At 60.0% G+C, this 25,292-nt stretch carries 23 protein-coding genes and 1 pseudogene; 14 read left to right on the top strand and 10 right to left on the bottom strand.

Annotated elements, in window-relative coordinates:
- The first annotated feature begins 393 nt into the window (after window positions 1-393).
- Window positions 394-2,559 carry a DNA helicase II gene (uvrD, locus tag AC13DJ_RS03455; protein ID WP_474543885.1) on the top strand — a complete coding sequence of 722 codons (2,166 nt, stop codon included), beginning with the start codon at window positions 394-396 and terminating at the stop codon, window positions 2,557-2,559.
- A gap of 462 nt (window positions 2,560-3,021) precedes the next feature.
- Here the strand turns inward: uvrD and AC13DJ_RS03450 are convergent, their stop codons facing one another.
- The 4 genes from AC13DJ_RS03450 to arsH all read right to left on the bottom strand — a co-directional run bounded on the left by AC13DJ_RS03450 (window position 3,022) and on the right by arsH (window position 6,939).
- Window positions 3,022-3,819 carry an undecaprenyl-diphosphate phosphatase gene (locus AC13DJ_RS03450; RefSeq protein WP_199458277.1) on the bottom strand — a complete coding sequence of 266 codons (798 nt, stop codon included), beginning with the start codon at window positions 3,817-3,819 and terminating at the stop codon, window positions 3,022-3,024.
- A gap of 101 nt (window positions 3,820-3,920) precedes the next feature.
- Window positions 3,921-5,117 carry a chromate efflux transporter gene (gene chrA, locus AC13DJ_RS03445; protein WP_482933199.1) on the bottom strand — a complete coding sequence of 399 codons (1,197 nt, stop codon included), beginning with the start codon at window positions 5,115-5,117 and terminating at the stop codon, window positions 3,921-3,923.
- A gap of 24 nt (window positions 5,118-5,141) precedes the next feature.
- On the bottom strand, window positions 5,142-6,212 hold the full coding sequence (gene arsB, locus AC13DJ_RS03440) for an ACR3 family arsenite efflux transporter (RefSeq protein WP_474543881.1): 1,071 nt from the start codon (window positions 6,210-6,212) through the stop codon (window positions 5,142-5,144).
- A gap of 10 nt (window positions 6,213-6,222) precedes the next feature.
- Window positions 6,223-6,939 carry an arsenical resistance protein ArsH gene (gene arsH / locus AC13DJ_RS03435; protein WP_474539534.1) on the bottom strand — a complete coding sequence of 239 codons (717 nt, stop codon included), beginning with the start codon at window positions 6,937-6,939 and terminating at the stop codon, window positions 6,223-6,225.
- A gap of 93 nt (window positions 6,940-7,032) precedes the next feature.
- On the opposite strand from arsH, the gene AC13DJ_RS03430 reads away from it, so the two are divergent.
- From AC13DJ_RS03430 to AC13DJ_RS03395, 8 genes and pseudogenes are all read left to right on the top strand, one after another.
- Window positions 7,033-7,797 carry a metalloregulator ArsR/SmtB family transcription factor gene (locus AC13DJ_RS03430; RefSeq protein WP_474539427.1) on the top strand — a complete coding sequence of 255 codons (765 nt, stop codon included), beginning with the start codon at window positions 7,033-7,035 and terminating at the stop codon, window positions 7,795-7,797.
- Between the two features lie 42 nt (window positions 7,798-7,839).
- A complete protein-coding gene (locus tag AC13DJ_RS03425) occupies window positions 7,840-8,844 on the top strand; it encodes an ArsJ-associated glyceraldehyde-3-phosphate dehydrogenase (RefSeq protein ID WP_474539429.1) in 1,005 nt (334 codons plus the stop codon).
- A gap of 1 nt (window position 8,845) precedes the next feature.
- Window positions 8,846-10,057, top strand: coding sequence for an organoarsenical effux MFS transporter ArsJ (arsJ, locus tag AC13DJ_RS03420; protein ID WP_474539431.1), 1,212 nt, complete (start codon window positions 8,846-8,848; stop codon window positions 10,055-10,057).
- Window positions 10,050-10,720: pseudogene (locus tag AC13DJ_RS03415) on the top strand (SDR family oxidoreductase). Before arsJ ends, AC13DJ_RS03415 begins: the two are co-directional and overlap by 8 nt.
- Before the next feature lie 7 nt (window positions 10,721-10,727).
- The gene (locus AC13DJ_RS03410; protein WP_474539435.1) at window positions 10,728-11,336 is read left to right on the top strand and encodes an ABC transporter ATP-binding protein; all 609 of its coding nucleotides are present in this window, start codon (window positions 10,728-10,730) and stop codon (window positions 11,334-11,336) included.
- A complete protein-coding gene (locus AC13DJ_RS03405) occupies window positions 11,323-11,961 on the top strand; it encodes an ABC transporter permease (protein WP_474539437.1) in 639 nt (212 codons plus the stop codon). Before AC13DJ_RS03410 ends, AC13DJ_RS03405 begins: the two co-directional genes overlap by 14 nt.
- A gap of 89 nt (window positions 11,962-12,050) precedes the next feature.
- Window positions 12,051-13,226 (top strand): MFS transporter, encoded by a 1,176-nt coding sequence (locus AC13DJ_RS03400; RefSeq protein ID WP_474539439.1) that lies wholly within the window; start codon window positions 12,051-12,053, stop codon window positions 13,224-13,226.
- A 40-nt stretch (window positions 13,227-13,266) separates the two neighbouring features.
- Window positions 13,267-14,361: a tRNA-queuosine alpha-mannosyltransferase domain-containing protein gene (locus AC13DJ_RS03395; RefSeq protein WP_474539441.1), complete on the top strand. Its 1,095-nt coding sequence runs from the start codon at window positions 13,267-13,269 to the stop codon at window positions 14,359-14,361.
- Here AC13DJ_RS03395 and AC13DJ_RS03390 read toward each other — a convergent pair.
- Complete coding sequence (locus tag AC13DJ_RS03390; RefSeq protein ID WP_058342010.1) at window positions 14,355-14,759, bottom strand: acyl-CoA thioesterase; 405 nt, start codon at window positions 14,757-14,759, stop codon at window positions 14,355-14,357. The two genes, AC13DJ_RS03395 and AC13DJ_RS03390, sit on opposite strands and share 7 nt — an antisense overlap.
- Window positions 14,760-14,956: 197 nt before the next feature.
- On the opposite strand from AC13DJ_RS03390, the gene AC13DJ_RS03385 reads away from it, so the two are divergent.
- The 5 genes from AC13DJ_RS03385 to phoU all read left to right on the top strand — a co-directional run bounded on the left by AC13DJ_RS03385 (window position 14,957) and on the right by phoU (window position 20,472).
- Window positions 14,957-16,003, top strand: coding sequence for a substrate-binding domain-containing protein (locus AC13DJ_RS03385; RefSeq protein ID WP_474539536.1), 1,047 nt, complete (start codon window positions 14,957-14,959; stop codon window positions 16,001-16,003).
- 158 nt (window positions 16,004-16,161) lie between these two features.
- Window positions 16,162-17,550 (top strand): phosphate ABC transporter permease subunit PstC, encoded by a 1,389-nt coding sequence (gene pstC, locus AC13DJ_RS03380; RefSeq protein WP_474539443.1) that lies wholly within the window; start codon window positions 16,162-16,164, stop codon window positions 17,548-17,550.
- Window positions 17,543-18,820 carry a phosphate ABC transporter permease PstA gene (pstA, locus tag AC13DJ_RS03375; protein WP_474539445.1) on the top strand — a complete coding sequence of 426 codons (1,278 nt, stop codon included), beginning with the start codon at window positions 17,543-17,545 and terminating at the stop codon, window positions 18,818-18,820. The genes pstC and pstA overlap by 8 nt, the downstream gene beginning before the upstream one ends.
- Window positions 18,821-18,831: 11 nt before the next feature.
- Window positions 18,832-19,719 carry a phosphate ABC transporter ATP-binding protein PstB gene (gene pstB / locus AC13DJ_RS03370; protein WP_474539447.1) on the top strand — a complete coding sequence of 296 codons (888 nt, stop codon included), beginning with the start codon at window positions 18,832-18,834 and terminating at the stop codon, window positions 19,717-19,719.
- Between the two features lie 30 nt (window positions 19,720-19,749).
- A complete protein-coding gene (gene phoU / locus AC13DJ_RS03365; RefSeq protein WP_273133339.1) occupies window positions 19,750-20,472 on the top strand; it encodes a phosphate signaling complex protein PhoU in 723 nt (240 codons plus the stop codon).
- A gap of 50 nt (window positions 20,473-20,522) precedes the next feature.
- On the opposite strand, the gene AC13DJ_RS03360 is transcribed toward phoU, so the two are convergent.
- The 5 genes from AC13DJ_RS03360 to mnmH all read right to left on the bottom strand — a co-directional run bounded on the left by AC13DJ_RS03360 (window position 20,523) and on the right by mnmH (window position 25,084).
- On the bottom strand, window positions 20,523-20,888 hold the full coding sequence (locus tag AC13DJ_RS03360) for a histidine triad nucleotide-binding protein (protein ID WP_022988513.1): 366 nt from the start codon (window positions 20,886-20,888) through the stop codon (window positions 20,523-20,525).
- A 39-nt stretch (window positions 20,889-20,927) separates the two neighbouring features.
- Window positions 20,928-22,223 carry an FAD-dependent monooxygenase gene (locus AC13DJ_RS03355; RefSeq protein ID WP_474539449.1) on the bottom strand — a complete coding sequence of 432 codons (1,296 nt, stop codon included), beginning with the start codon at window positions 22,221-22,223 and terminating at the stop codon, window positions 20,928-20,930.
- A gap of 77 nt (window positions 22,224-22,300) precedes the next feature.
- On the bottom strand, window positions 22,301-22,849 hold the full coding sequence (locus AC13DJ_RS03350; protein WP_474543879.1) for an aminoacyl-tRNA deacylase: 549 nt from the start codon (window positions 22,847-22,849) through the stop codon (window positions 22,301-22,303).
- Window positions 22,850-23,007: 158 nt separating this feature from the next.
- Entirely contained in the window at window positions 23,008-23,838 is an 831-nt protein-coding gene (locus AC13DJ_RS03345; protein ID WP_474543877.1) for a mechanosensitive ion channel family protein, read from the bottom strand.
- 136 nt (window positions 23,839-23,974) lie between these two features.
- Window positions 23,975-25,084: a tRNA 2-selenouridine(34) synthase MnmH gene (mnmH, locus tag AC13DJ_RS03340; protein WP_482933198.1), complete on the bottom strand. Its 1,110-nt coding sequence runs from the start codon at window positions 25,082-25,084 to the stop codon at window positions 23,975-23,977.
- Window positions 25,085-25,292 lie beyond the last annotated feature (208 nt).

Raw genomic sequence — 25,292 nt, 5'->3', positions numbered from 1 at the left:
AGACAGTTTTTGCCAAGTCGATTCCGATTAGGGTAACGTTCATCTGAACACCTCTTGTTGTTGACCTATTGATTTTGCACATCTAATAGTGGCGCTTTGACGCCGATCTCAACAAGAGGTGTTCATCCCATCATCCATGTGCGCTTGACTGTGGCCATCCATGGCCACAGACAGTCCTGAAGGGGCACCTCCCCCGCGCTCTTCCTGACTGCGGGTGAGGGCTTTCAAGCTGAGCATAGTTTGCTCTGGGAAGAAGTCCCCGTTCCTGTGCGTTAACTCCAAAGATCCTGAGCGTTAACTCCAAAAGAGCGGCGCCAATCCCTGCCCGACAAACCTGCTTTTCTCCTGTTATACTCTCAGGCCTGTTTATTTAACCAGTAAAAGCCAGGTGCTATGGACGTTTCCCACATTATTGACCCCCTGAACGATGCCCAGCGCGAGGCCGTTACCGCCCAGAACGATCACCTGCTGGTACTGGCCGGCGCGGGCAGTGGCAAAACGCGGGTGCTGGTGCACCGGATTGCCTGGCTGATGACGGTGGACCGGGTGCCGCCGACCGGCATTCTGGCGGTGACCTTTACCAACAAAGCCGCCAAGGAAATGCGCTACCGCATCGAAGAAATGATGAACATCCCCTCCCGGGGACTGTGGTTCGGCACCTTCCACGGCATCGCCCACCGCCTGCTGCGCTCGCACTGGAAAGACGCCGGCCTGCCGGAGAACTTCCAGGTACTCGACAGCGACGACCAGCTGCGCATGGTCAAGCGGGTGATGCGCGAGTTCCAGATTGATGAAAGCCAGTGGCCGCCCAAACAGGCCCAGTGGTTTATCAACAGCCAGAAAGACGAAGGCTTGCGGGCGGACCATATCCAGGAAAACCCCGGTGACCACTTCACCAGCACCATGCTGAAAATCTACCGCCAGTACGAAAAACTCTGCCAGCAGGGTGGCCTGGTGGACTTTGGCGAACTGCTGCTGCGCTCCCACGAACTCTGGCTGCACCGGCCGGAGTTGCTGAGCCACTACCAGCAGCGCTTCCAGCACATCCTGGTGGACGAGTTCCAGGACACCAACACCATCCAATACGCCTGGCTGCAGGTGCTGGCCAGCAACCGCGTGCCGCTCACCGTGGTCGGGGATGACGACCAGTCTATCTACGGCTGGCGTGGCGCCAAGATCGAAAACATCCAGCAGTACCAGCGGGACTTCCCCAACGCTCGCCTGGTGCGGCTGGAGCAAAACTACCGCTCCACCCAGATGATCCTGAAAGCAGCCAACGCGGTGATCGCCAATAACCAGGGCCGCCTCGGTAAAGAGCTGTGGACCGACGGCCCCGAAGGCGAACCGATCAGTCTGTACGCGGCCTTTAACGAACAGGACGAAGCCAACTACATCGCCGACTCCATCACCGCCTGGGTCAACGATGGCAACCTGCGCAGCGAATCCGCCATCCTGTACCGCTCCAACGCCCAGTCCCGGGTACTGGAAGAAGCCCTGATGCGCCAGGGCATTCCCTACCGGGTGTATGGTGGCCTGCGGTTCTACGACCGCCAGGAAATCCGCAACGCCCTGGCTTACCTGCGCCTGGTGCAGTACCACCGTGATGATGCCGCCTTCGAACGGGTGGTGAACATCCCGACCCGCGGCATCGGCGCCAAGAGCCTGGCGGAGCTACGTGAATACGCCACAGAGCAGGGCATTTCCCTGTGGGAATCTGCCGAACGCCTGCTGGCAGCAGGGCAGGTGAAAGGCCGGGCGAAAACCGGGCTGCAGTCGTTTATGGAAATCATCAACGGCCTGTCTGCAATGGTGGGCGAAGCCTCATTGCAGGGGATGATGAAGCAGGCCATCGAAGCCAGTGGCCTGAAGGACTACCACGCCAGCGAAAAAGGCGAGAAAGGCCAGGCAAGGGTTGAGAACCTGGAAGAACTGGTGAATGCCCTGTCCGATTTCGAGGTGGAAGACGGCGTCGACCCGCTGGCAGAATTCATCGCCCAGGCGGCACTGGATGCCGGCGAAGCCCAGGCCGATGCCCATGAAGACAGCGTCCAGCTGATGACCCTGCACTCCGCCAAGGGCCTGGAATTCCCGCTGGTGTTCCTGGCGGGCGTGGAAGAAGGTTTGTTCCCCCACAGCATGTCGCTGGAAGAGCCGGGGCGTATGGAAGAAGAGCGCCGTCTGGCCTACGTAGGCATTACCCGTGCCATGAAAAAGCTGGTGCTCACTTACGCCGAATCCCGCCGCTTGTACGGGCAGGAAAAATTCCACGCGCTGTCCCGCTTCGTGCGGGAAATTCCGGGTGATTGCCTGCAGGAAGTGCGGTTACGCAATACGGTGACCCGACCGGCGATGGTGTCCCGCCCGAATGAGAGCATGTTCAGCCAGGATTCGGCGCAGCAATCGGGTTTCAGTCTGGGGCAGCGAGTACGTCATCCGAAGTTTGGCGAGGGTATCGTAATGAACTCCGAGGGCACCGGGCACCACACCCGCGTGCAGGTAAACTTCGACGAGGGCGCCAAGTGGCTGGTACTGGCCTATGCGCCGTTGGAGGCTTGTTAGACGTCGGTGCTTTTTACCCCTAGCCTTCTGGCTCGGTGGTGGCATGGCGGTGGGACGGTCTTTCCAAAAAGCGCTCTAGCCGTCCATGGGCGCTTGTGTTCCGCCATCCATGGCTCCACAAATTTTTGGAAAGACCGTCCCACCGCCATGCTTCGGCGTTTCTCAAATCCCAATCGGCTTGCAGACGCTACATAGGCAAGGCTAAGAGGTTGCTTTGAAAGCCAGCTGAGAGGTTTGGGGCTGGTATCGGGGTGGGCCTTCCAAAAATGTGCGGAGCCATGGATGGCGGAGCAGAAGCGCCATAGGGATGTGCCGTAAGGAGCGGTTTTTGGAAGGCCCACCCCGATACCTGCCTACCTCCAATGCCAGGAAACTCGAGCGCTTTTTGGAAAGCCCTTCCTGATGCCTGCCACCTCCCAAGGTCGAGGCCGGCACCCGAAGAACAAAACTCCCAAACCGCGATTACATCAGAACCGCGTAAATCACCCCAGCCAGAACAATCCGGTAGAGAACATACGGCCACATGCCCACCTTGTTCAGCCACTTCAGGAAGAAGTGGATGGCGGTGATGGCCATCAGGAACGAGGTTACGCCGCCAATCAGGAAGCCACTCCAGTCTACGATCACATCGGATGAAGCCACATCCAGCAATTTAACGGCAGACGCCAGCACAATAATCGGAATCGCCAGCAGGAACGAAAACCTCGAGGCGGTTTCCCGCGTCATGCCCAGGAACAGGCCGGCGGTGATGGTGACGCCGGAGCGTGAGGTGCCGGGGACCAGGGCCATGGCCTGGGCGATGCCGACGACGACGGCGTCTTTCCAGTTCAGGGTATCCATGGTGCGCTGGCGTTTCGGCAGCCAGTCGGCAATGCCAAGCAGAATGCCGAACACCAGGGTGGTGAAGAAGATCACCGAGGCGCCGCGCAGTTCGTTGTCGATCATGTCGAGCAGGGCCAGGCCAGCGAGGCCTGCGGGAATGGTGCCGATGACCAGGTACCAGGCCAGGGCGCCCTGGCCGACGATTTTGCGCTGGTGGATGGAGATCAGGCCGTCCCGGGCAACGCCAAAGACATCCCGGCGGAAGTAAAGCACCACGGCCAGAAGCGTGCCCACATGCACCGACAGGTCAAAGCCCACGCCCTGGTCTTCCCAGCCAAAGAAAGCCGGTGTCAGAATCAGGTGGGCGGAGCTGGAGATGGGCAGGAATTCGGTCAGTCCCTGGAGGAGGCCAAGGAAAAGGGCCTGGTAAACATCCATTCTTTTAATTCCGGTCGGTGGTGCTGGTTAATGGGTTTGGCGCGCTCAGAAAACGAGCGCGATATTAGCAGGGTGGCTGCCGGCTGAACAGGCGCAGCAGGTTACGCTCCCAGCAGCACGCCGCCGGCGGCCATCACGATCACCACGCCCCAGGCCGGGAGTTTCCATACGCTTAGCAGCATAAAACCGGTCAGGCCAAGGGCAAACTCGCCGGGGCCGACGATGGCGCTGGTGAAGACCGGCTGGTACAGCGCGGCACCGAGAATGCCTACTACGGCAGCGTTGGCGCCGCGCATCAAGGCCTGGGCCCGGTGCCAGCGGCGGAAGTTGTTCCAGTGTGGCAGTACCGCCATCAGGATCAGCATGCCGGGCAGGAAAATGGCCAGCAGGGCCAGCGCGGCCCAGATAATTGGTGCAGAGGGCCCCATCACGGCACCCAGATAGGCGGCAAAGGTGAACAGCGGGCCGGGGATGGCCTGGGCGGCGCCGTAGCCGGCGAGGAATTCATCGGCGGTTACCCGGCCGGTCTGTACCACTTCCGCTTCCAGCAGCGGCAGCATCACGTGGCCGCCGCCGAAGACCAGGGCCCCGGCGCGGTAGAAGCCATCAAGCATATCCAGCAGGGTGGAGGGCGCGAGCCACGCCAGCAGGGGCAGGCCGGCCAGCAGGAATACATACAAAACAGCCGTCAGCCGGCCGGTGCCCGCTGACACCGAGATGCCGGAATGTCCGGCCGCGCCGTCGTCGGCAGCGCGGCACAGCACCAGGCCCGCAAGGGCTCCGACCACAATCGCGGAAACCTGCCCGGCAGTACCGCCCACAAACACCACCAGCAGAACCGCTGCCAGGGCGATACCAGCCCGCTGCTGATCCGGGCACAGTGAGCGCGCCATGCCCAGCACGGCGTGGGCTACCACGGCGACAGCGGCCACTTTCAAGCCGTGGATAATGCCCTGGCTGACCGCGCCGTCCAGCAGGCTGGCGCTCAGGGCAAAGGCCACCAGGATGATGGCCGAGGGCAGGGTGAATGCGGTCCAGGCGGCGGCAGCACCCCAGCCGCCACCACGCTGCAGGCCAATGGCAAAGCCAACTTGACTGCTGGCGGGCCCGGGCAGGAACTGGCACAGGGCGACCAGATCTGCATAGTCCTGCTCTGACAGCCAGCGGCGCCGGGCCACAAACTCATTACGGAAATAACCCAGATGGGCCGCCGGGCCGCCAAAGGAGGTCAGGCCCAGGGCCAGGAAGGCCAGGAAAATTTCCCGAATTCGTGCAACGGAAACCGGGCCAGGGGCCATATTCACTCCCAGATTAATTGGCGATCAGGCCGGGAACTTGTCCCGGGTGTTATTGGCTATGCGCACCAGCATCAGCATCAACGGCACTTCCACCAGTACGCCCACCACCGTGGCCAGCGCCGCCCCGGATTGCAGGCCGAACAGGGCGATGGCGGCAGCCACGGCCAGTTCAAAGAAGTTGCTGGCACCGATCATGGCACCGGGTGCGGCGATGCAATGGCGTACCTTCCATAATTTTGCCCAGCCGTAGGCGATAAAGAAGATCAGTACGGTCTGGATAATCAGCGGCACGGCAATCAGGGCAATATGCAGCGGGTTTTCCAGAATGACTTCGCCCTGAAAGGCAAACAGCAGAACCAGGGTGACAATCAGCGCCGCCGGGGTCACCGGGCCGAGGCGTTTCATAAAGACCTCGTCGTACCACTGCTGGCCGTTGCGGGCGATCAGGATGCGGCGGGTCAGGTAGCCGGCGGTGAGCGGAATCACGATGTACAGCACCACCGACAGAATCACCGTATCCCAGGGCACCTGGATGTCGGAAATGCCCAGCAGGAAAACCACAATCGGCGCAAAGGCGAACAGCATGATGATGTCGTTCAGGGATACCTGCACCAGGGTGTAGGCGGCATCGCCCTTGGTCAGATAGCTCCAGACAAACACCATGGCGGTGCAGGGGGCAGTACCCAGCAGAATGGCGCCCGCCAGGTATTCGCTGGCCAGTTGCGGAGCGATCCATGGCTCGAATACCACCATCAGGAAGAACCAGGCAATGGCGAACATGGTGAAGGGCTTGATCAGCCAGTTCACGATGGTGGTGATGGCGAGGCCTTTCGGCTCCTTGCGCGCCCCGACCACGGCGCTGAAATCAATCTGCGCCATCATCGGAAAAATCATCGCCCAGATCAGGATGGCGATGGGGATGGACACCTGGGCGTATTCAAAGCGGGACAGGGTCTCGGGAATCGAGGGGGCGAGCTGCCCGAGGGCTACACCGGCCACAATAGCCAGTGCCACCCAAACCGAAAGGTAACGCCCGAACAGGTCCATTCCGCCTTCGGTGGCTTCAGCCGGGTTCACATCGCTGTTACTGCTCATGGGTCGCCTCTCAGATGGAACGTTGGTTCACACGCTTCGACAGTTCTTCGGCGCTTTCCTTGCGTTCGGAATAGCGGTCGGTCAGGTAATCGCTGCGGTCCCGCACCAGCAGGGTGAACTTTACCAGCTCCTCCATGACATCCACGATACGGTCGTAGTAGGCCGAAGGCTTCATCCGGTCGTTGTCGTCAAATTCCATGAACGCCTTGGGTACGGACGACTGGTTCGGGATGGTCACCATGCGCATCCAGCGGCCCAGCACCCGCAACTGGTTGACTGCGTTGAATGACTGGGAGCCGCCGCACACCTGCATCACCGCCAGGGTTTTGCCCTGGGTCGGCCGAACGGCGCCCATGGACAGCGGTATCCAGTCGATCTGGGTTTTCATGATGCCGGTCATGGCGCCGTGCCGCTCCGGGGAGCACCACACCATGCCCTCGCTCCACTGCACCAACTCCCGCAGCTCCTGAACCTTCGGGTGGGAGGCATCTTCGGCATCGGCCAGGGGCAGTCCCCTCGGATTAAAGACGCGGGTTTCCGCACCCATCGCTTCCAGCAGGCGGGCGACTTCTTCCACCGCCAGGCGGCTGAAAGAGCGCTCGCGCAGGGAGCCGTACAGCAGCAGAATCCGCGGGCGGTGGCTTGAATGTGTTGCGGCGAACAGGTCCGCATTGGTGGGTGTTTGGATCAGGCTGGTGTCAATGTTCGGTAGGTCGTCGAAGTTCATCATGGGGCCAGTTTGCTGTCTTTACTCTGTCACAGTTGCCGGCTATTATCGCAAAAACTAAATATATGGCAATTCGAATATACGGGAATTCGCATGAAAAGAAGAGTCCTGTTTGTCTGCACCGCCAACAGCGCCCGGTCACTGATGGCAGAAGCCTTGCTCCGGCATATGGCGGGAGACCGGTTCGAGGTGGCCAGTGCCGGCACCGAGCCCGGTGAGCCGCACCCGTTAGCGCTACAGGTGCTGCAGGAAGCCGGCATTCCGGTGGACGGGCTTTATAGCAAGTCGCTGTCTGAACTGCAGGGCCAGTACTGGGATTACGTGATCACCCTGTGTGAAAAGGCTGCCCGGGAGTGCGCCAATGTATCGTCCGGTGCCCAGCAGATTGCCTGGGACTTTCCGGACCCGGCCGAGGCCAACCGGCACGCCACCTTTGCCTTGACGCTGAAAGAGATCAGGGAGCGTATCGGCCTGTTCACCCTGGTGCATCAGAAAGAGACTAGCCTGAAACCGGCGGACTACAACCCGGTGGCTGTGTTCAAGGCCATGGCCGACGACCTGCGCCTGGCGGCCCTGCTGCTGATCAAGGATCAGGGCAAGCTGTGCGTGTGCGAGCTGACTGAGGCGTTTGAAGTCTCCCAGCCAAAAGTTAGCCGCCACCTGGCCTCACTTCGGGATGCCGGCCTGCTGGAAACAGAGCGCCGGGGCCAATGGGTCTATTATTACGTTCATCCGCATCTGCCAGACTGGGTAGTGCGGGTTCTGGAGGAAACCGCCCGGAACAATGCGGCACTGATCGGGCAGCCCCTGGCGAGGTTGCAGGCCATGGCAGACCGCCCGGCAGTGCAGTGCCCCTGATCACGAATTTACAAGGATTGCGAACCTCGCAAGGAGAACACCATGAGCAAGATCAAGGTAGGTATTAACGGATTTGGCCGAATCGGCAGGCTGGCATTGCGGGCGGCCTGGGGTTGGCCGGAGCTGGAATTTGTGGCCATCAACGACCCGGGTGCACCCACCCATACTCTGGCACATCTGCTCAACTTCGACAGCGTGCACGGCCGCTGGAACCACGAAGCCACGGCCGATGGCGATGACATGGTGATTGACGGCCAGCGCATCCGCGTGACCCACAACAAAGCCATTGCCGATACCGACTGGTCTGGTTGCGACCTGGTCATCGAGGCCAGTGGTGTGAACAAGAAAGTTGCGGTGCTGCAGGGCTACCTGGATCAGGGTGTGAAGCGGGTGGTGGTGACCGCGCCGGTGAAAGAGCCGGGCGCCAAGAATATTGTCATGGGCGTGAACGAACACATCTTCGACCCGGCCAATGACCGCATCATCACCGCGGCCTCCTGCACCACCAACTGCCTGGCGCCGGTGGTGAAAGTCATCCACGAGAAACTGGGCATCAAACACGGTTCCCTGACCACCATCCACAGCCTGACCAACACCCAGACCATCATCGATGCGCCCCACAAGGACCTGCGCCGGGCCCGGGCCTGTGGCAGTTCGCTGATTCCCACCAGCACCGGTTCCGCCACCGCGATTATCGAGATTTTCCCGGAGCTGAAAGGCAGGCTGGATGGCCATGCGGTGCGGATTCCGCTGATCAACGCGTCGTTAACCGATTGCGTGTTTGAAGTAGAAACGCCGACGGACCGGGATACGGTCAACCAGCTGTTGAAAGAGGCCGCCGAGGGCGAGCTGAAGGACATCCTGGGCTACGAAGAGCGCCCACTCGTATCCATCGACTACAAAACCGACCCCCGTTCTTCCATCGTCGATGCCCTTTCCACCCTGGTGGTAAACGGAACCCATGTGAAAATCTATGCCTGGTACGACAACGAATGGGGCTACGCCAACCGCACCGTGGAACTGGCCCGCAAGGTAGGGCTGGCCTGATATGAGCGCGGCCATCCGCCAGTACCTGGTGATCACCGGTAACTACTGGGCCTTCACCCTGACCGATGGCGCCCTGCGGATGCTGGTGGTGCTGCACTTCCACCAGCTGGGTTATTCGCCGCTGGAAATCGCCCTGTTGTTCATCTTCTACGAGTTCTTCGGGGTGGTGACCAACCTGGTGGGCGGCTATCTGGGGGCCCGCATGGGCCTGAACCGCACCATGAATATCGGGCTGTTTCTGCAGATTGTGGCGCTGGCCATGCTGGCGGTGCCGGCGGCCCTGCTCACGGTGCCCTGGGTGATGGCGGCGCAGGCGTTGTCCGGCATTGCCAAGGACCTGAACAAGATGTCCGCGAAGAGCGGCATCAAGTTACTGGTGCCGGATGAACAGCAGGGCACCCTGTACAAGTGGGTGGCGATTCTCACCGGCTCCAAGAACACCCTGAAGGGAGTGGGTTTCTTTCTGGGCGGCGTGCTGCTGATGGCCGCCGGCTTTACCGGCGCGGTAATCCTCATGGCAGTGGCGCTGGGCCTGGTGTGGCTGGCCAGCCTGTTCCTGCTGGGGCAGGATCTGGGTAAGAGCAAAGCCAAGCCGAAGTTCAGTGAGATTCTGTCCAAAAGCCGGGCCATTAACGTGTTGTCGGCCGCCCGGATGTTCCTGTTCGGCGCCCGGGATGTCTGGTTTGTGGTGGCGTTACCGGTGTACATGGCCACGGTGTTCGGCTGGGACCACTGGAAGGTGGGCGGTTTTATGGCCAGCTGGATTATCGGCTATGGCTTTATCCAGACCATTGCACCCAAAATCACCGGACACTCCAACGGTAAATCCGGTGCCGTGCTTTGGGCGGCCTTGCTGGCGGTGGTTCCGGCGGCCATTGCCGGGGCCTTGATGGCCGGCTGGTCGGCACAGGCGGTGGTGATCGGCGGTTTGCTGCTGTTCGGGGTGCTGTTTGCCATCAACTCCTCCCTGCACAGCTACTTGATTGTCAGCTATGCCCGGGGTGATGGTGTGTCGCTGGATGTGGGTTTTTACTATATGTCCAATGCGGCGGGCAGATTACTGGGTACCATCCTGTCTGGCTGGGTGTACCAGGCTTATGGGCTGGAAGCCTGTTTGTGGATTTCCGCAGCCCTGGTAGCCACAGCGGCAGCGTTGTCAGTATGGTTGCCGGAACGAGCGGAGAAACCAATAGGAGAAAAAGGCTATGTCTGATTCCAATGTGGTGGTCATTACCGGTGCCAATCGTGGTATTGGTCTGGAACTGGCCCGGCACTATGCCGCTGAAGGCTGCGAAGTGATTGGCGTGTGCCGGCAGTCATCGGACGAACTGGCCAGTGTGGCGGTCCAGGTGATCGACGGCGTGGATGTCACCACCGATGCCGGCATCGATAAGCTGAAATCCGGTCTGGCGGGCAAGCGTATCAGCCTGCTGATCAACAACGCCGGGCTGCTGCAGGACGAGCAGCTGGGCAGTATCGACTTCGATTCCATCCGTACCCAGATGGAAATCAACGCCTACGCCCCGCTGCGGGTGGCTGAGGCCCTGGTGCCGTTTATGGGGCCGGGCAGTAAGATCGCCAATATCACCAGTCGCATGGGTTCCATTGCCGATAACGATTCCGGCGGCCGTTATGGCTACCGGGCCTCGAAGGCAGCGCTGAACGCTTTCGGTAAATCCCTGGCGGTGGATCTCAAACCCAAAGGTATCGCCGTGGCGCAGCTGCATCCAGGCTATGTCAAAACGCGAATGGTGAACTTTGGCGGGCTGATCACGCCGGAGGAGTCTGTCAGGGGCTGGCCGAGCGCATTGCGAATCTGACCCTGGAGAACACCGGGTCGTTCTGGCACAGCAACGGTGAGGAACTGCCCTGGTGACTTGGCTTTGACAAGGTTGTTGCTTCAAGATGTCAGCATTGGTGTACTGAATGAGGTATCGCTAACGGTTCCCCGCGGACAGGTGGTGTGCCTGTCGGGCCCCTCTGGCAGTGGCAAGAGCCGGTTACTGCGCGCGGTGGCCGATCTGGAGCCCCACAGCGGTCAGATTTCTCTGGATAATCTCAATCAACAGAGCGTACCGGCACATCAGTGGCGGCGCCAGGTGGTGATGGTGTCGGCGGAAAGCCAGTGGTGGTTTGATGAGGTAAGCGCCCACTTTCCCGAGGGGGCTGGTGAGCGTTTGCCTGCCGCTCTGGGTTTCCCTGCCGAGGTGATGGACTGGTCGGTCAGCCGGTTGTCATCCGGTGAGCGACAAAGACTCGCGTTGTGGCGGGCCCTGGTTCAGGAACCAGACGCGCTGCTGCTGGATGAACCGACCGCCAATCTGGATAACGAATCGACAGAGGCGATCGAACGCTGGCTGTTGCAGGAGATTGAACAGCGGCAGATCGCCACTCTGTGGGTCGCCCATGATTCCGCCCAGATTCATCGGGTAGCCAACGCTCACTATCGGATTCGGGGAGCCGCACTGGAGCCTGTCCATGGAAGTGATTGACCTGGCCTGGTGGAAGCTGGGCCTGGCGGCCTTGCTGGTACTGGCGTTGGCAGCGACAGCCTACCTGGGGCGGCTGGGCATTACCCGCAGCCTGTTAGTGGCGGTCATACGAACGGTTATCCAGCTGGCATTGATTGGCCTGGTACTGGAAGCCCTGTTTGCCTCTTCCGCCTTCTACTGGATTGCGCTGCTGGCGGCGGTCATGCTGCTGGTGGCTGGTCGGGAAGTGGTGGCGCGCCAGGGCCGACGCCTGAAAGGCGGGTGGGCGTTTGGTATTGGCACCGGCGCGATGTTCGTGTCGTCGTTTACCGTGACCGTGCTGGCACTGGCGGTGGTGATTGGTCCGGAGCCCTGGTATACCCCACAGTACGCGATTCCTTTGCTGGGCATGATGCTGGGCAACACCATGACCGGTGTCAGCCTGGCCCTGGATCGTCTGAATGATTCGGTCTGGCGCCAGCGGGCGGTAATCGAGAACCGGCTGATGCTGGGCCAGACCTGGCAGCAGGCACTGGAAGACATCCGTCGGGAAGCCATGCGCAGTGGCATGATGCCCTCTATCAACGCCATGGCGGCGGCCGGCGGCTGTTTGATGACCGGGAGCGCCTGCGGCTGGATCGTTTAACCAAACCGTGACCGGGCACCAAAGTCGCATGGGGTCTCAGTCGGGTTTCGAGCTAGGCTTGGCTTTCCGGTAACCACAAAGACAATAATATGACCAGCCTACTGCAACGTTATCCTTTGCCAGTCATTGTGCTCGCACAATTGTTCGGCACCTCCCTCTGGTTCAGTATCAACGGGGTCTGGCTATCCCTGTCAGCCGAACTCGGGTTAGCGGAATCGGATCTGGGCCGGCTGACGCTGTCTGTTCAGGCGGGTTTTATTGCCGGTACGCTTGCTCTGGCGGTGACCGGCCTGGCAGACCGCTTTGGCGCCAGCCGTATCTTCCTGGTATCGAGCCTGCTGGGTGCGCTTGCGAACGCCGCATTCGTGACGGTGGCCGGAGTATTTCCGCTGGACAGCCTGCTGCGGTTCGCCACCGGTCTGTGCCTGGCCGGAATCTACCCTCTGGGTATGAAACTGGTCATTGCCTGGACGCCCAAATTCGCCGGCGCGGCCCTGGCCTGGCTGGTGGGCATGCTGACCTTAGGTACAGCTCTGCCGCATCTTATGCGTGGTGCAACGCTGGGCATGCCCTGGGAGTGGCCACTGCTCGCATCTTCCTGCCTGGCACTTCTGGGCGGGTTGTTGGTATTTCTGTTGGGCGATGGGCCGCACCTGCCCAAAGCCAGTGGTCGGCTTCCCCTCAGTCAGGGGCTGGCGGCTTTACGTATTCCCCGGTTCCGCGCCGTGGCGGGCGGTTATTTTGGCCACATGTGGGAGCTTTACGCGTTCTGGACGCTGGTGCCGCTGTTGATCGGGCGAGAACTTCAACGGCTGGGGCAGGGTGAGGCTTTGATACCCTGGCTGTCGTTTGCGGTGATCGGCATCGGCGCTGCCGGCTGTATCGGTGGCGGTCGGCTCAGTCGGACCCTGGGCAGTGAGTGGGTCGCACGGCGGGCGCTGATGGTGTCCGGGGCCCTGTGTCTGCTCTATCCCTGGATGAACGGGCTGCCACCTTTGTTGTTAATGGTTTTGCTGTTGGTTTGGGGTGTGGCGGTGGTGGCCGATTCACCGCAATTCTCAGCACTGGCGGCTGCGACCGCACCGAAGGAAACCGTGGGTTCGTCGCTGGCGGTGATGAATGCGGTTGGCTTTGGCCTGACGCTGCCGGCAATATGGCTCACCAGCGGGTTCTGGAGCGTCTGGGGTGTCTGGGTGGCGTTGCTGTTGTTGCCAGGGCCAGTGTTCGGCCTGTGGTCACTGAGCCGGGGAAAGCCCCAGGCCTGATACACTTGCCGACTCCTTCGTCCCCCAGCTATGGATCGCCATGACCCAACGCATTCTTCTATTGTCAGGCTACGATGCCGCCAGCCATCGGCGCTGGCGAGAGCAATTGGTCACCCTGCTGCCCGGTTATCACTGGCAGACGCTGGCGCTTCCGCCCAGATTCTTCCAGTGGCGGATACGAGGCAATCCGGTGAGCTGGCTGGACGAGCCCTGCCTGCAGGAATCCTGGGACCTGGTCATTGCCACCTCCATGGTCGACCTGGCCACATTGCGCGGGTTGCACCCCTCGCTGGCAAACACGCCGTGCCTGCTTTATATGCATGAAAACCAGTTCGCCTTTCCGGTCAGCGATCAGCAGCGGGGCCGGGTAGAGCCGCAAATGGTCAATCTCTACAGCGCGCTGGCGGCCGATGCGGTGGTTTTCAACAGTGCCTGGAACCGGGACAGCTTTCTGCAAGGCGTGGAAGGCTTTCTGAACAAGATGCCGGATGCGGTGCCCGACGGGGTGATGGAAAAACTCAGGGAAAGATCTTCGGTGCTGCCGGTGCCGATTGAAGACCGCTTGTTTATCGACCAGCCCCGGCCTGTGAACCAGGCGTGTCCGCACCTGCTGTGGAATCACCGCTGGGAATACGACAAGGGGCCGGACCGATTGTTTACATTGCTGGAGCAGCTGACAGAGCGTGCAATTCCTTTTCGTATCAGCGTGGTGGGCGAGGGCTTTCGCAGTCGCCCGGAAGCATTTGACCGGATTCACCGGCAATTTTCAGGGCACATCGAACACTGGGGCTTTCTGGAGAGCCGCGCAGATTATGATCGCTTGCTGGGCCGTGCCGATATTGTGCTGACGACAGCGCTTCACGATTTCCAGGGGCTGGCGATGCTGGAAGCCATGGCTGCCGGGTGTTTGCCACTGGCACCGGACCGTCTGGCCTACCGGGAGTATGTGCCGCCGCAGTGCCGGTACACCAGCATTGAGTCTGACAAAGCGGCGGAAGCCAGGGCGGCAGCTGATCAGCTGGCCAGGCTGCTTGAACAACCACCTGTTGCGGAGCCACCGAATCCTTGGCGGGCTTCAAGGCTGGCGCCCCGGTATCAGGCCCTCATCGAGCGGCTAATGGCGAAAGGTCAGTGATTCTGCTCCGGCACTTCCCGGATGCGGCCGTGCTCGTCTATGGCTACGTATACAAACAGGCCTTCCGTTACCTTGCGCGGCGTCTTTGAGCTGCGGTCCAGGGTCCAGACTTCCACCTGGATCTTCATGGAGCTGCGCCCAATGTCCACCAGGTCACAGTAACAACCTACCTGGGAGCCCACCCGCAACGGCGACAGGAACTCCATACGATCCATGGCCACGGTGGCATTGCGGCCCCGGGAAATGCGCCCGGCCATGGCAGCGGCGGCAATATCCATCTGTTTGACCAGCCAGCCGGCGAACACATCGCCATTGGCATTGGTGTCTGAGGGCAGGGGAATCACCTGCAGCATCATTTCCCCGCGGGGGGCGGGTTTGTCGTCATCGTATGCTTTCATGAATGATTTGCCTTACGGAAGCTTATGAATTGTTTTCCGTGCATGGTAACGGGCTGGCCGCACGCTGCAAGAAAATTTCGCTAATGACGGCTATATTTCAAAAGCTGTAACAAAGTTGTCACAGAGTCTCCCTAGGATGCACTCATCGGTAAAGCAGATACCAACATAACGTCCACCGATACTGGAGACATAACGTGATGAAATTGAAAGCTGCAATCGCTTCTGTTGCCCTGGCGGGCAGCATTGCCGCCGTGTCCACCCCGGCCATGGCCCGTGATACCGTCAATGTCGTCGGTTCTTCCACTGTTTATCCGTTCGCCACTGTAGTTGCTGAGCGTTTTGGCCGTAACACCGACTTCCCGACTCCGAAACTGGAATCTACCGGTTCCGGCGGTGGTCTGAAGCTGTTCTGTGCCGGTATCGGTACCCAGCACCCGGACATCACTAACGCTTCCCGTCGCATGAAGAAGAGCGAGTTCGAGCTGTGCCAGAGCAATGGCGTGAAGGAAATCACCGAAGTGAAAATCGGTGCTGACGGTATCGTTATCGCCAACTCCAAAGATGCTGGCAAGCTGGACCTGAGCCTGAAGCAGGTGTTCCTGGCCCTGGCCAAGGAAGTTCCGGATCCCAAGGGCGGCGACAAGCTGGTCGCTAACCCTTACCAGAAGTGGAGCGAGATCGACTCCAGCCTGCCGAACCTGGAAATCAGCGTGATGGGCCCGCCTCCGACTTCCGGTACCCGTGATGCTTTCGTTGAAATCGCAATGGAAGGTGGCTGCAAGACCTTCGATTTCATCAAGGCCATGCCGAAGAAAGAAATGAAGAGCGTTTGCCACAGCATGCGTGAAGACGGCCCGTTTGTTGAGGCTGGCGAAAACGACAACCTGATCGTTCAGCGCCTGGCGCAGGACAAGGACACCCTGGGTATCTTCGGTTACAGCTTCCTGATGGAAAACAGCAGCCAGATCCAGGCCGCGACCATCGGTGGCGTTGAGCCGACTCCGGAAACTATCGCTGATGAAGATTACCCGGTTGCCCGCTCCCTGTTCTTCTACATCAAGAACGCCCACGTAGGCGTGGTTCCGGGCATCAAGGAATATGCCGAGGAATTCACCACTGAAGGCGCCTGGGGCGACAACGGTTACCTGGTCGACGTAGGCCTGATTCCGAACCCGCGCAACACTCGCATGGAAGTGGCCAAGAATGTGCGCAACCTGAAGCCGATGACCGGCAACGAGCTGTAAGCAGCTCCGGGTAGTCAGGGACGACGACAAAGAACGCGGGCCGGGGAGGTTCGCGTTCTTTTGTTACAACCAGATGAATAAAACAGCCGCTAAACTGGCACAATAATAAAAACGTTGAGCTGGCTTTAACTCAACATTCACACGATACAGAGAACGTTATGCAAACGGCCAATCTGTTGCCTCTGATCCTGGTGATTGCCGTCATCGCCTATGGTTTGTCCTACTTGCGCTCGCGCGCGGTAGCCGAGCCCATCGGTGGTATTCGCAATCTGAAGGCGCTGCCCTTTTACTACGCGGCCCGTGCCGCTTTGTGGTGTGCGATCCCTGCGCTGGTTGTGCTGGCGCTGTGGGCAGGTTTTGAAGGCAAGGTTATCCAGAACTATGTGGTGGCTTCGTTGCCGGCAGAACTTGCTCCTGAGTCTGACGGGCAGGCGAGCCTTATCCTTTCGCAGATCAACAACGTGGCAGCCGGCAAGCTGGATCCGCAGTTTGTGCTCCCGGAAGTGGTGGGTGCAGCGGACCTTCTGGATGCCCTCAAACAGCGCAGTGCCAGCTTCAAGGCCACGCTGGTAATTCTTCTTGCGGTACTGGGCGCAGCCTATGCCTGGACCCGGGTACAACCCCACATCAATGCCCGCGAGAACGTGGAGCGCACCTTGCGGTGGATTTTCTTTGTCTGTGCGGCGGTTGCCGTTCTGACCACCGTCGGTATTGTCTTTTCCGTGATTTTTGAAACCTTCCGGTTCTTCGGCAAGGTTCCCATTACCGAGTTTCTGTTCGGCACGTCCTGGAGCCCCCAGACTGCCCTGCGTGCTGACCAGGTAGGCTCAGACGGGGCTTTCGGTATCATCCCGCTGTTCACCGGCACCTTGCTGATTTCGGCCATTGCGCTGCTGGTGGCGGTGCCTGTGGGCTTGCTGTCTGCGGTGTACCTGTCTGAGTACGCAACCAGGCCGGCCCGGGCGGTGATCAAGCCGCTGCTGGAGATGCTGGCAGGCGTACCTACCGTGGTGTATGGCTTCTTTGCGGCCCTTACGGTTGCCCCGTTCATACGAGACCTGGCTGAAAGTATCGGCCTTGAAGCCTCATCCCAGAGCGCGCTGGCGGCGGGCCTGGTGATGGGTGTCATGATTATTCCCTTTGTTTCATCGCTGTCTGACGACGTGATCAATGCCGTACCCCAGACTCTGCGGGACGGCTCCCTGGCACTGGGTGCCACCCAGTCCGAAACCATGAAGAGCGTGATTTTCCCCGCGGCCCTGCCGGGCATTATGGGCGGCATCCTGCTGGCGGCTTCCCGTGCCATCGGTGAAACCATGATTGTGGTGATGGCAGCAGGCCTGGCAGCCAACCTGACAGCCAATCCGCTGGATTCCGTCACCACGGTTACGGTGCAGATTGTCACCCTGCTGACCGGTGACCAGGAATTCGACAGCGCCAAGACCCTGGCCGCGTTTGCCCTGGGCATGATGCTGTTCATCGTAACCCTGGCCCTCAACGTGGTTGCCCTGAAGATTGTCCGCAAGTATAGGGAACAGTATGACTGATCAACGTTCACAGGCGGAGATTGTCCGCCAGTCACTCAAGCGGCGGTACCGCAAGGAGCGCCGGTTCCGGCTCTACGGCGTGACCGCCATCGCCATCGCCTTGTTGTCCCTGGTGGTGCTGTTTACCGACATCATCGGCAAGGGCTACACCGGCTTTATCAAGACCACCATGACCCTTGAGGTGGTGCTTGATGGCGAGCAGATGTACCTGGATGACGCGTCTGACAAAGACCAGATGTCCATGGCGGACTTCCAGGCGCCCATCATAACGGCTCTGCAGAAGCATTTTCCCGAGGTGGAGGAGCGTAAGGACCTTCGGGAACTGAGCCGGTTGGCGGGTAGCTATGCCAGCAACCAGATCAAGGACCTGCTGGCCCGGCAGCCGGAATTGTTGGGTACTACCCAGACCATGGAGTTCCTGGTGCACGACACGGTGTCGGTCTATGTGAAACATGCTGACAATCCTGCCTACAGCATCCGTTTGTCGGAACAGCAGCAGCGCTGGGTGGATGAGCTGGTTGAGAAAGGCGTGGTAGATACCGGTTTCAACGATGTGTTCTTCAGCCGGGGCGATTCCCGGGAGCCGTCCAATGCCGGTATTCTGGGTGCCATTGTCGGCTCACTGCTGACCATGGTGGTTACCCTGGTGATTGCCTTCCCGGTGGGGGTTGCGGCAGCGGTGTACCTGGAGGAATTTGCGCCCCAGAACAAGTTCACCGATTTTATCGAGGTCAACATCAACAACCTGGCGGCGGTACCGTCGATCATCTTCGGTCTGTTGGGCCTGGCGGTGTTTATCGGGGTGTTCGGCTTGCCGCGCTCCGTACCGGTATTGGGTGGCCTGGTGCTGGCGCTGATGACCCTGCCCACCATCATCATTTCCAGCCGTGCGGCCATCAAGAGTGTGCCGCCCTCTATCCGTGAAGCGGCGGAAGGCATCGGCGCCTCGAAAATGCAGGTGGTACTGCACCATGTGGTGCCCCTGGCCATGCCCGGCATGATGACCGGTTCCATCATCGGCATGGCCCAGGCACTGGGTGAGACCGCACCGCTGCTGCTGATTGGCATGGTGGCATTCATCGTGGAGATTCCTGACGGTTTCTTCAGTTCCGCCACTGTGCTCCCGGTACAGATTTACCTCTGGGCCAGCAGTGCCGAGCAGGGCTTTGTTGAACTTGCCTCTGCCGGAATCATGATCCTGCTGACCTTTATGATCACCATGAATGCATTGGCCATCTGGCTCCGTAAACGTCTTGAGCGCCGGTGGTAAGGAGTTAAACCATGAACACTATGAATTCGACAGTAACCAGCAACACCGAAACCACCGAGGCGCCCGCTGTTCCCGTACAGGACGAGCGCCCGGCAGAGACGATCATCCAGGAAGGGGTTACTGTTGGCAGCCCCTACGCCGACGACCCGAAGTTCAAGCTGCGGGATGTTGAGGTGTTTTACGGCGAAAGCCGGGCCATCAAGAAGATCAGCCTGGATATTGCCCGCAACGAAGTGATTGCCTTTATCGGCCCGTCCGGGTGCGGCAAGTCCACCTTCCTGCGCTGCCTGAACCGGATGAACGACAGCATCGATATCTGTAGCGTGAAAGGCGAGTTGATGCTGGATGACCAGAACATCTACGACCCCAAGCGTGACGTGGTTGAGCTGCGGGCCCGGGTTGGCATGGTATTCCAGAAGCCGAACCCGTTCCCCAAGTCGATCTACGACAACGTGGCCTACGGCCCGCGTATTCACGGCCTGGCCAATCGCAAGTCCGACCTGGACGATATCGTGGAAGACAGCCTGCGCAAGGCTGGCCTGTGGAACGAGGTAAAAGACCGCCTGGATGCCACTGCCACCGGCATGTCCGGCGGTCAGCAGCAGCGCCTGTGTATTGCCCGGGCCATTGCCGTCAGCCCCGAAGTGATCCTGATGGACGAGCCCTGTTCAGCCCTGGACCCGATCGCTACCGCCAAGGTGGAAGAGCTGATCGCGGAAATGTCCGAGAGCTACACCATTGTGATCGTAACCCACTCGATGCAGCAGGCCGCCCGGGTATCCAACCGCACGGCGTACTTCCATCTGGGCCACCTGGTGGAAGTGAACGAAACCGACAAAGTATTTACGTCGCCGGACCACGAACTGACCGAATCCTACATCACCGGTCGTTTTGGTTAATCAGGCCCGGGAACCTTGGAGACAAAGAAAATGCCGAACAGAAAGGATGATGTATACGGAGATCACATCTCCGGTAAGTTCAACGATGAACTGAACGAGCTGAAAACCCAGTTCCTGAACATGGGGGGCATGGTGGAAAGCCAGGTGGAGCAGGCTATCCAGTCACTGGTTGACAGTGACGGCCAGCTGGCGGAAAAAGTCCGCCTTGGCGACAAGCAGGTCGACAAGATGGAAATGGACCTGGATGAAGAGGCCATCCTGGTCATCGCCCGCCGGCAACCCACGGCCCGGGACCTGCGCCTGGTGATTTCCGTGATCAAGATGGTGGCGGACCTGGAACGTGTGGGTGACGAAGCCAAGAAAATTGCCAAGATGGCCATCAAACTGACCGAAGAAGGCCAGGCTCCCCGGGGTTACGTGGAAATCCGCCATATCGGCACCCACGTGCTCAGCATGCTGCACGATGCTCTGGATGCCTTTGCCCGGCTGGATTCCGAGCAGGCCCTGCGCATCATGAAAGAAGACAAGCAGGTCGATGAAGAGTACCAGGCTGCGGCCCGGGCCTTGCTGACCTTCATGATGGAAGATACCCGCAACATCACCCGTTGCATGATGGTGATGTGGGTACTTCGCGCCCTCGAGCGCATTGGTGACCACGCCTGTAACATCGCCGAGCACGTGATTTTCATGGCCAAGGGTGAGGATATTCGCCATTCGCCGATGGAAGAGGCAGAGCGGGTCGTCGGCCGCTGATACCCAGGGCGGAATCCGGTGATATCGGGTTCCGCCCGTGATGCCTGCAATCAGGCTTGCTTCATCTTGTCAGTGTAAGGCGGCCAGCCCAGTGGCTTGCCGGCCAGCAGGTGCAGATGGATGTGGAACACCGTCTGCCCGGCATTCTCTCCGCAGTTCATCACCACCCGGTAGCCGTCTTCGGCAAATCCCATGTCTCTGGCCAGTTTTCCGGCTACCCAGTACAGGTGTCCCACCACTTCCCGGTCGCCTTCTTCAATGTCGTTGATAGTCGCGATCGCTTTTTTCGGGATGATCAGCAGGTGTACCGGTGCCTGGGGATTGATGTCCCTGAAGGCCAGGCTGAGGTCGTCTTCATAGACGATGTCCGCCGGGATTTCCCGGTTGATGATTTTGGTGAAGATGGTTTCCGACATGAAAACTCCCTGTTCGTTGTTAAGCGTGCAAGTTGACCACTATAGACTGCCGAGACCCGGCAGACGATTGACCATTTGTTGAAGCGGTGCGGGCAGTTTGTCGTCTAGCCCCATGGCGTAGCGGGCGACGCGGTTGCGGGCAAAGGGCAGGGCGCGGGCGGCGCCGAGGCCCAGGTTGCGGGCCAGGTGTACCGGCGGTATGGCGTTGCTGAACAGATGATAGAACAGGTCCATGGCCAGCATCATGCGCTGGTTGGCGGGCCGGCGTTGCTGTTCGTACAGGGCCAGCCAGCGTTCGCAGGCGAGGTCTTCACCGCCGCGCCGGGCTTCTTTCAACAAACCTTGCAGGCACTGGGCGTCCTGGAAGCCCAGGTTCACGCCCTGGCCGGCCAGCGGGTTGATGGTATGGGCGGCGTCGCCGGCCAGTACCACCCGGTTCAGGTAATAGTGTTTGGCGTGCTGGCGGGCAATGGGAAAGCTGGCTCGGGCATCGATATGGGTCAGCTCCGGCAGGCGGGCCGGGAAATGCTTCTGGATCTCGGCCATCAGTGCTGGCTCATCCATGGCCTTGAGCTGCGCCAGCCTGGCCGGGTGGTCATACCATACCAGCGAGCCCCAGCATTCACCGGGCAACTGTTCGCCGGCGCTGTGCAGGGGTAAAAAGGCCCGCGGGCCGCTGGGGTAGAAGCCCTGCCAGGTGATGTCTTCCACGCCGCCCCGGTAGCGCACGGAAATCACCATGGCCTGCTGGTCGTATTGATCGCGGGTAACGCCGATACCGGCCAGGTCACGAACCCGTGACATGGCACCGTCTGCACCAATGACCAGCTGTGCTTCCAGTTGGCTGCCATCACCCAGGGTGACCCGGGCCAGTTGTTGATCCTGCTTCAGGTCCTGCACGCTGCGGCCGGTTATCAGGGTCACGTCCGGCTCTGCTTCGGCGCTCTGCCAGAGCGCCTGCTGGGTGATGCTGTTTTCCACAATGTGGCCCAGGTGGCGGGCGCCGAGCTGTTCGGCACTGAATTCCACTTCGGTCAGGGAGGTTGGCAGCAGTCGGCTCAGGGGGTTGGGGGTTTCGTCCCACACCGCAAGGCGGCGATAGGGTGTGGCGCGCATGGCCAGGATGGAACGCCAGGGCCCCAGGCTGTCCAGGTAGCGTTCGCTGCCGGCACTCAGGGCCGACACCCGGATATCCGGGGCACGGGAGGCGTCGAAGGCGCTGGGTTCGGCTTTATCGATCAGGGCCACACGGATGCCCTGCTGACCAAGGCCGGTGGCAAGTGCGGCGCCGACCATGCCGGCGCCCACGATGACGATGTCAAATGCTTGGTTCATATCCGGTTCCTGTCTGATGGCATCAGTTTACGCGATGCCGGGCCGCAGACAAGCGACCGGGGTCAATCCGGCAGGTTTCAGTATCCGGCCAGCAGGGTTTCCTTCCGGGGTTCCGGTCTTTTGCGGTTCTTCAGTAGCCAGGCCGGTTTCTGGGTGCCCGGGCGGGTGAAGCCTTGATTGATTACCATGGGGTGAACCAGGTTCAGGAAGTCCCGGGTTTTCATGTGGATGGATTCAGTATGGCTGCCAGCGGCAAAGGCCAGTTCAGGCTGCTCGGTGAGGGCCTCTGCGCAATACACTGTCATGCCGAACAGGTTGCCGAAGGGGGGCATGGCACCCACTTCGCAATCCGGGAAACGATCCTGGAACTGTTGCTCATCGGCCAGTTCAACGAAGTCGGTATCGAGAATGCGGGACAGCCTGTCCCAGCGCACGCGCCAGGTGGCGGGCATGACCAGCATGGCCATCTTGCCATCCAGTTCGATGATCACGGTCTTGACCACCCGGTCACCGGCAATCTTCACGTGGTGGGCGAGTTGTTGGGCAGTAAAGGCGGGAGGGTGGGACAGGCACATGTATTCCACATTGGCCTTGTCCAGGTAATCTTTTAACTGCTGTACCGGCATGTTCACAACCTCCTGACAACATGGACAGTGTTGCAGAGCCGTCTGCCAATCCCGGGCCAGGCTCCGGTAAGACGGGGTAAATTCCCGCCTTACCGACAGCTTAGTGCAGGATCTGCAGTTTGCGAATAACCGGTTGTGTCTGTGTGACAGGCTTCCGGTCAGTCAGCCTTGTACATATGCACGTCGCGCTGCGGGAAAGGGATGGAGATACCCTCGGCGTCGAACGCTTTCTTCACACGTTCCTGCATGTCCCAGTAGAACGGCCACAGGTCGCCGGCCTTGGTCCAGGCCCGTACGGTCAGGTCGACAGAGCTTTCGCCCAGGCCACCCACTACGATCAGCGGAGCCGGGTCTTTCAGGGCGCGTTCGTCTTCTTCGATCAGGCGCTTGCAGATCGCCTTGGCCTTGTCGATGTCGTCGCTGTAGCCGATGCCGAAGGTCATGTCGCAACGACGGGTTTCATACACGCTCATGTTGGTCAGGCTGGCGTTGGACAGCTGGCCGTTCGGGATCACCACGCGACGGTTATCGAAGGTGTCGATGATGGTGTACAGGATGCTGATTTCACGCACCGAACCCAGGAAACCCTGAGCTTCGATGGCGTCGCCCACCTTGAACGGCTTGAAGATCAGGATCAGTACGCCACCGGCAAAGTTGCCCAGGCTGCCTTGCAGGGCCAGGCCCACGGCCAGGCCGGCGGCACCGATAATGGCGACGAAGGAGGTGGTGGCAATACCGACCATGGAAGCCACGGAAACCAGCAGCAGGACCTTCAGAATGGCGCCGATCAGGCCGCACAGGAATTTGTTGAGGGTGGGGTCTTTCTTGCCCAGTTTGTTGTCCAGCACGCCGACAAAGCGATTGATCAGCCACAGGCCGACAATGAGGGTGATGATGGCCAGCACCAACTTCGGGGCGTAGGCCATAATCAGCGCAATGCCCTGGTCAATCCATTCGGACGCTTGTCCGTTATTGATGATGTCTTCCATAGAGAAGCTCCTTGATCGTTAGTATTTTCTGAGGTGGCTAAAACCGACAAATGATTGCCAGTGCAATATTTATCTGACAAAGAGTATATAGCAGACATATTAAATGTCAGCGTCAGAAAATGTTGCTACGCAGCGGTTAGTTATACGGATTGTGATGCTCTCTGGCATGTGCCGTGATTTCATCGGGGCCGCCCCGCACCAGGATCCGGCCCTGTTTCTGGCTCAGCTGGTAATCGTACATGGGGTCGTAGTAATCGGTGAGCAGGGCTTCGATCCAGAGATGGTGGCCGCTGGTGTCGCCGGTGCGTTCCTGTTGCTCCAGGGCCTGCTCCATCAAGGCTCGAAGTTCCTGGTGGCGCGCCCCGCCCAGGCGTTTCCGGATGCGGTCGATGGCGCTCAGCAGGTAGCCCCGGAAGTTCAGCCAGCCGGCTTCTTCGCCATCCCGGGCGATGTAGTCGGCCAGCATGTGTTCCACATAGTCGGTGCGGATAATATCGACACGCTCTGCCATGGGCTGTTCCAGGATCAGCAGCGGCGATTCGCTCATGCGGGCCCGGAAGTGTTCCGGTAGCGCACAGCGGCCGATCAGCCGGCTTTCGTCTTCCACGTACACCGGCCCGCCCACCTGGTGGTGTGCCTTGAGCATGGCAACCGCCAGGTGGTTTTCGAAATCGATCTGGGACGGCTGCGGGGTGACTTGCCGGCCGAAGCTGGAGCCCCGGTGGTTGGCCAGGCCCTCCAGGTCGACCGGGTTGGGCAGGTCCATCAGTACCCGGGTTTTGCCGGTGCCGGTGCGGCCGCTGAGAATGCGGAAGTCCTCGCTGTCGATCAGCTGGTCCAGGCTGTCGATCAGAAAGCGCCGCAAGGCCTTGTAGCCACCTTTCACCAGCGGGTAATCAATGCCGGCGTCCCTGATCCATTGCTGGGTCAGCCGGGAGCGTAACCCACCCCGAAAGCAGAACAGGTAGCCGTCCGGGTGACGGGCTACGAAGCGCTTCCAGGCTTCGATACGCCGGGCTTTTACATCACCGGCGACCAGCTGGTGGCCCAGTTCGATGGCCTTGTCCTGGCCTTTTTCCTTGTAGCAGATGCCCACCCGGTGGCGTTCCTCGTCGTTCATCAGGGGCGCGTTCTCAGCGTTGGGAAAACTGCCTTTGCTGAACTCCACCGGGGCGCGAACGTCCATCAGGGGGACGTCGTTCAGGAACAGGTTGAGGTAATCGCTGGTATCGGTTCTGCTTGCCATGTCAACGGATCGCTGTTGTTCTGGATAGGGCGGCAGTATACCGGAGTGCCGATTTCCGGGCATCCCGGCTAGTGTCCCTTAACAAAAATTCGCATAGATAATTCTCCGATCCTGTATAATCTCACAAGTAGAGACAGGAGAAACAACCATGGCGCGAATAGCTAGACCCCTTGAAGTGAGCGACTCTGAACGAAAGGAGCTGGAGTCA

The organism is Marinobacter sp. L-46 (assembly GCF_056859535.1).
The sequence above is the reverse complement of the archived record's forward strand: the minus strand, read 5'-3'. Positions and strand labels throughout refer to the sequence as shown.

Excerpts from the sequence above, each read along its gene's own strand:
- uvrD (WP_474543885.1), top strand. The coding sequence starts at position 394 with ATGGACGTTTCCCACATTATTGACCCCCTGAACGATGCCCAGCGCGAG.
- AC13DJ_RS03450 (WP_199458277.1), bottom strand. The coding sequence starts at position 3,819 with ATGGATGTTTACCAGGCCCTTTTCCTTGGCCTCCTCCAGGGACTGACC.
- chrA (WP_482933199.1), bottom strand. The coding sequence starts at position 5,117 with ATGGCCCCTGGCCCGGTTTCCGTTGCACGAATTCGGGAAATTTTCCTG.
- arsB (WP_474543881.1), bottom strand. The coding sequence starts at position 6,212 with ATGAGCAGTAACAGCGATGTGAACCCGGCTGAAGCCACCGAAGGCGGA.
- arsH (WP_474539534.1), bottom strand. The coding sequence starts at position 6,939 with ATGAACTTCGACGACCTACCGAACATTGACACCAGCCTGATCCAAACA.
- AC13DJ_RS03430 (WP_474539427.1), top strand. The coding sequence starts at position 7,033 with ATGAAAAGAAGAGTCCTGTTTGTCTGCACCGCCAACAGCGCCCGGTCA.
- AC13DJ_RS03425 (WP_474539429.1), top strand. The coding sequence starts at position 7,840 with ATGAGCAAGATCAAGGTAGGTATTAACGGATTTGGCCGAATCGGCAGG.
- arsJ (WP_474539431.1), top strand. The coding sequence starts at position 8,846 with ATGAGCGCGGCCATCCGCCAGTACCTGGTGATCACCGGTAACTACTGG.
- AC13DJ_RS03405 (WP_474539437.1), top strand. The coding sequence starts at position 11,323 with ATGGAAGTGATTGACCTGGCCTGGTGGAAGCTGGGCCTGGCGGCCTTG.
- AC13DJ_RS03400 (WP_474539439.1), top strand. The coding sequence starts at position 12,051 with ATGACCAGCCTACTGCAACGTTATCCTTTGCCAGTCATTGTGCTCGCA.
- AC13DJ_RS03395 (WP_474539441.1), top strand. The coding sequence starts at position 13,267 with ATGACCCAACGCATTCTTCTATTGTCAGGCTACGATGCCGCCAGCCAT.
- AC13DJ_RS03390 (WP_058342010.1), bottom strand. The coding sequence starts at position 14,759 with ATGAAAGCATACGATGACGACAAACCCGCCCCCCGCGGGGAAATGATG.
- AC13DJ_RS03385 (WP_474539536.1), top strand. The coding sequence starts at position 14,957 with ATGAAATTGAAAGCTGCAATCGCTTCTGTTGCCCTGGCGGGCAGCATT.
- pstC (WP_474539443.1), top strand. The coding sequence starts at position 16,162 with ATGCAAACGGCCAATCTGTTGCCTCTGATCCTGGTGATTGCCGTCATC.
- pstA (WP_474539445.1), top strand. The coding sequence starts at position 17,543 with ATGACTGATCAACGTTCACAGGCGGAGATTGTCCGCCAGTCACTCAAG.
- pstB (WP_474539447.1), top strand. The coding sequence starts at position 18,832 with ATGAACACTATGAATTCGACAGTAACCAGCAACACCGAAACCACCGAG.
- phoU (WP_273133339.1), top strand. The coding sequence starts at position 19,750 with ATGCCGAACAGAAAGGATGATGTATACGGAGATCACATCTCCGGTAAG.
- AC13DJ_RS03360 (WP_022988513.1), bottom strand. The coding sequence starts at position 20,888 with ATGTCGGAAACCATCTTCACCAAAATCATCAACCGGGAAATCCCGGCG.
- AC13DJ_RS03355 (WP_474539449.1), bottom strand. The coding sequence starts at position 22,223 with ATGAACCAAGCATTTGACATCGTCATCGTGGGCGCCGGCATGGTCGGC.
- AC13DJ_RS03350 (WP_474543879.1), bottom strand. The coding sequence starts at position 22,849 with ATGCCGGTACAGCAGTTAAAAGATTACCTGGACAAGGCCAATGTGGAA.
- AC13DJ_RS03345 (WP_474543877.1), bottom strand. The coding sequence starts at position 23,838 with ATGGAAGACATCATCAATAACGGACAAGCGTCCGAATGGATTGACCAG.
- mnmH (WP_482933198.1), bottom strand. The coding sequence starts at position 25,084 with ATGGCAAGCAGAACCGATACCAGCGATTACCTCAACCTGTTCCTGAAC.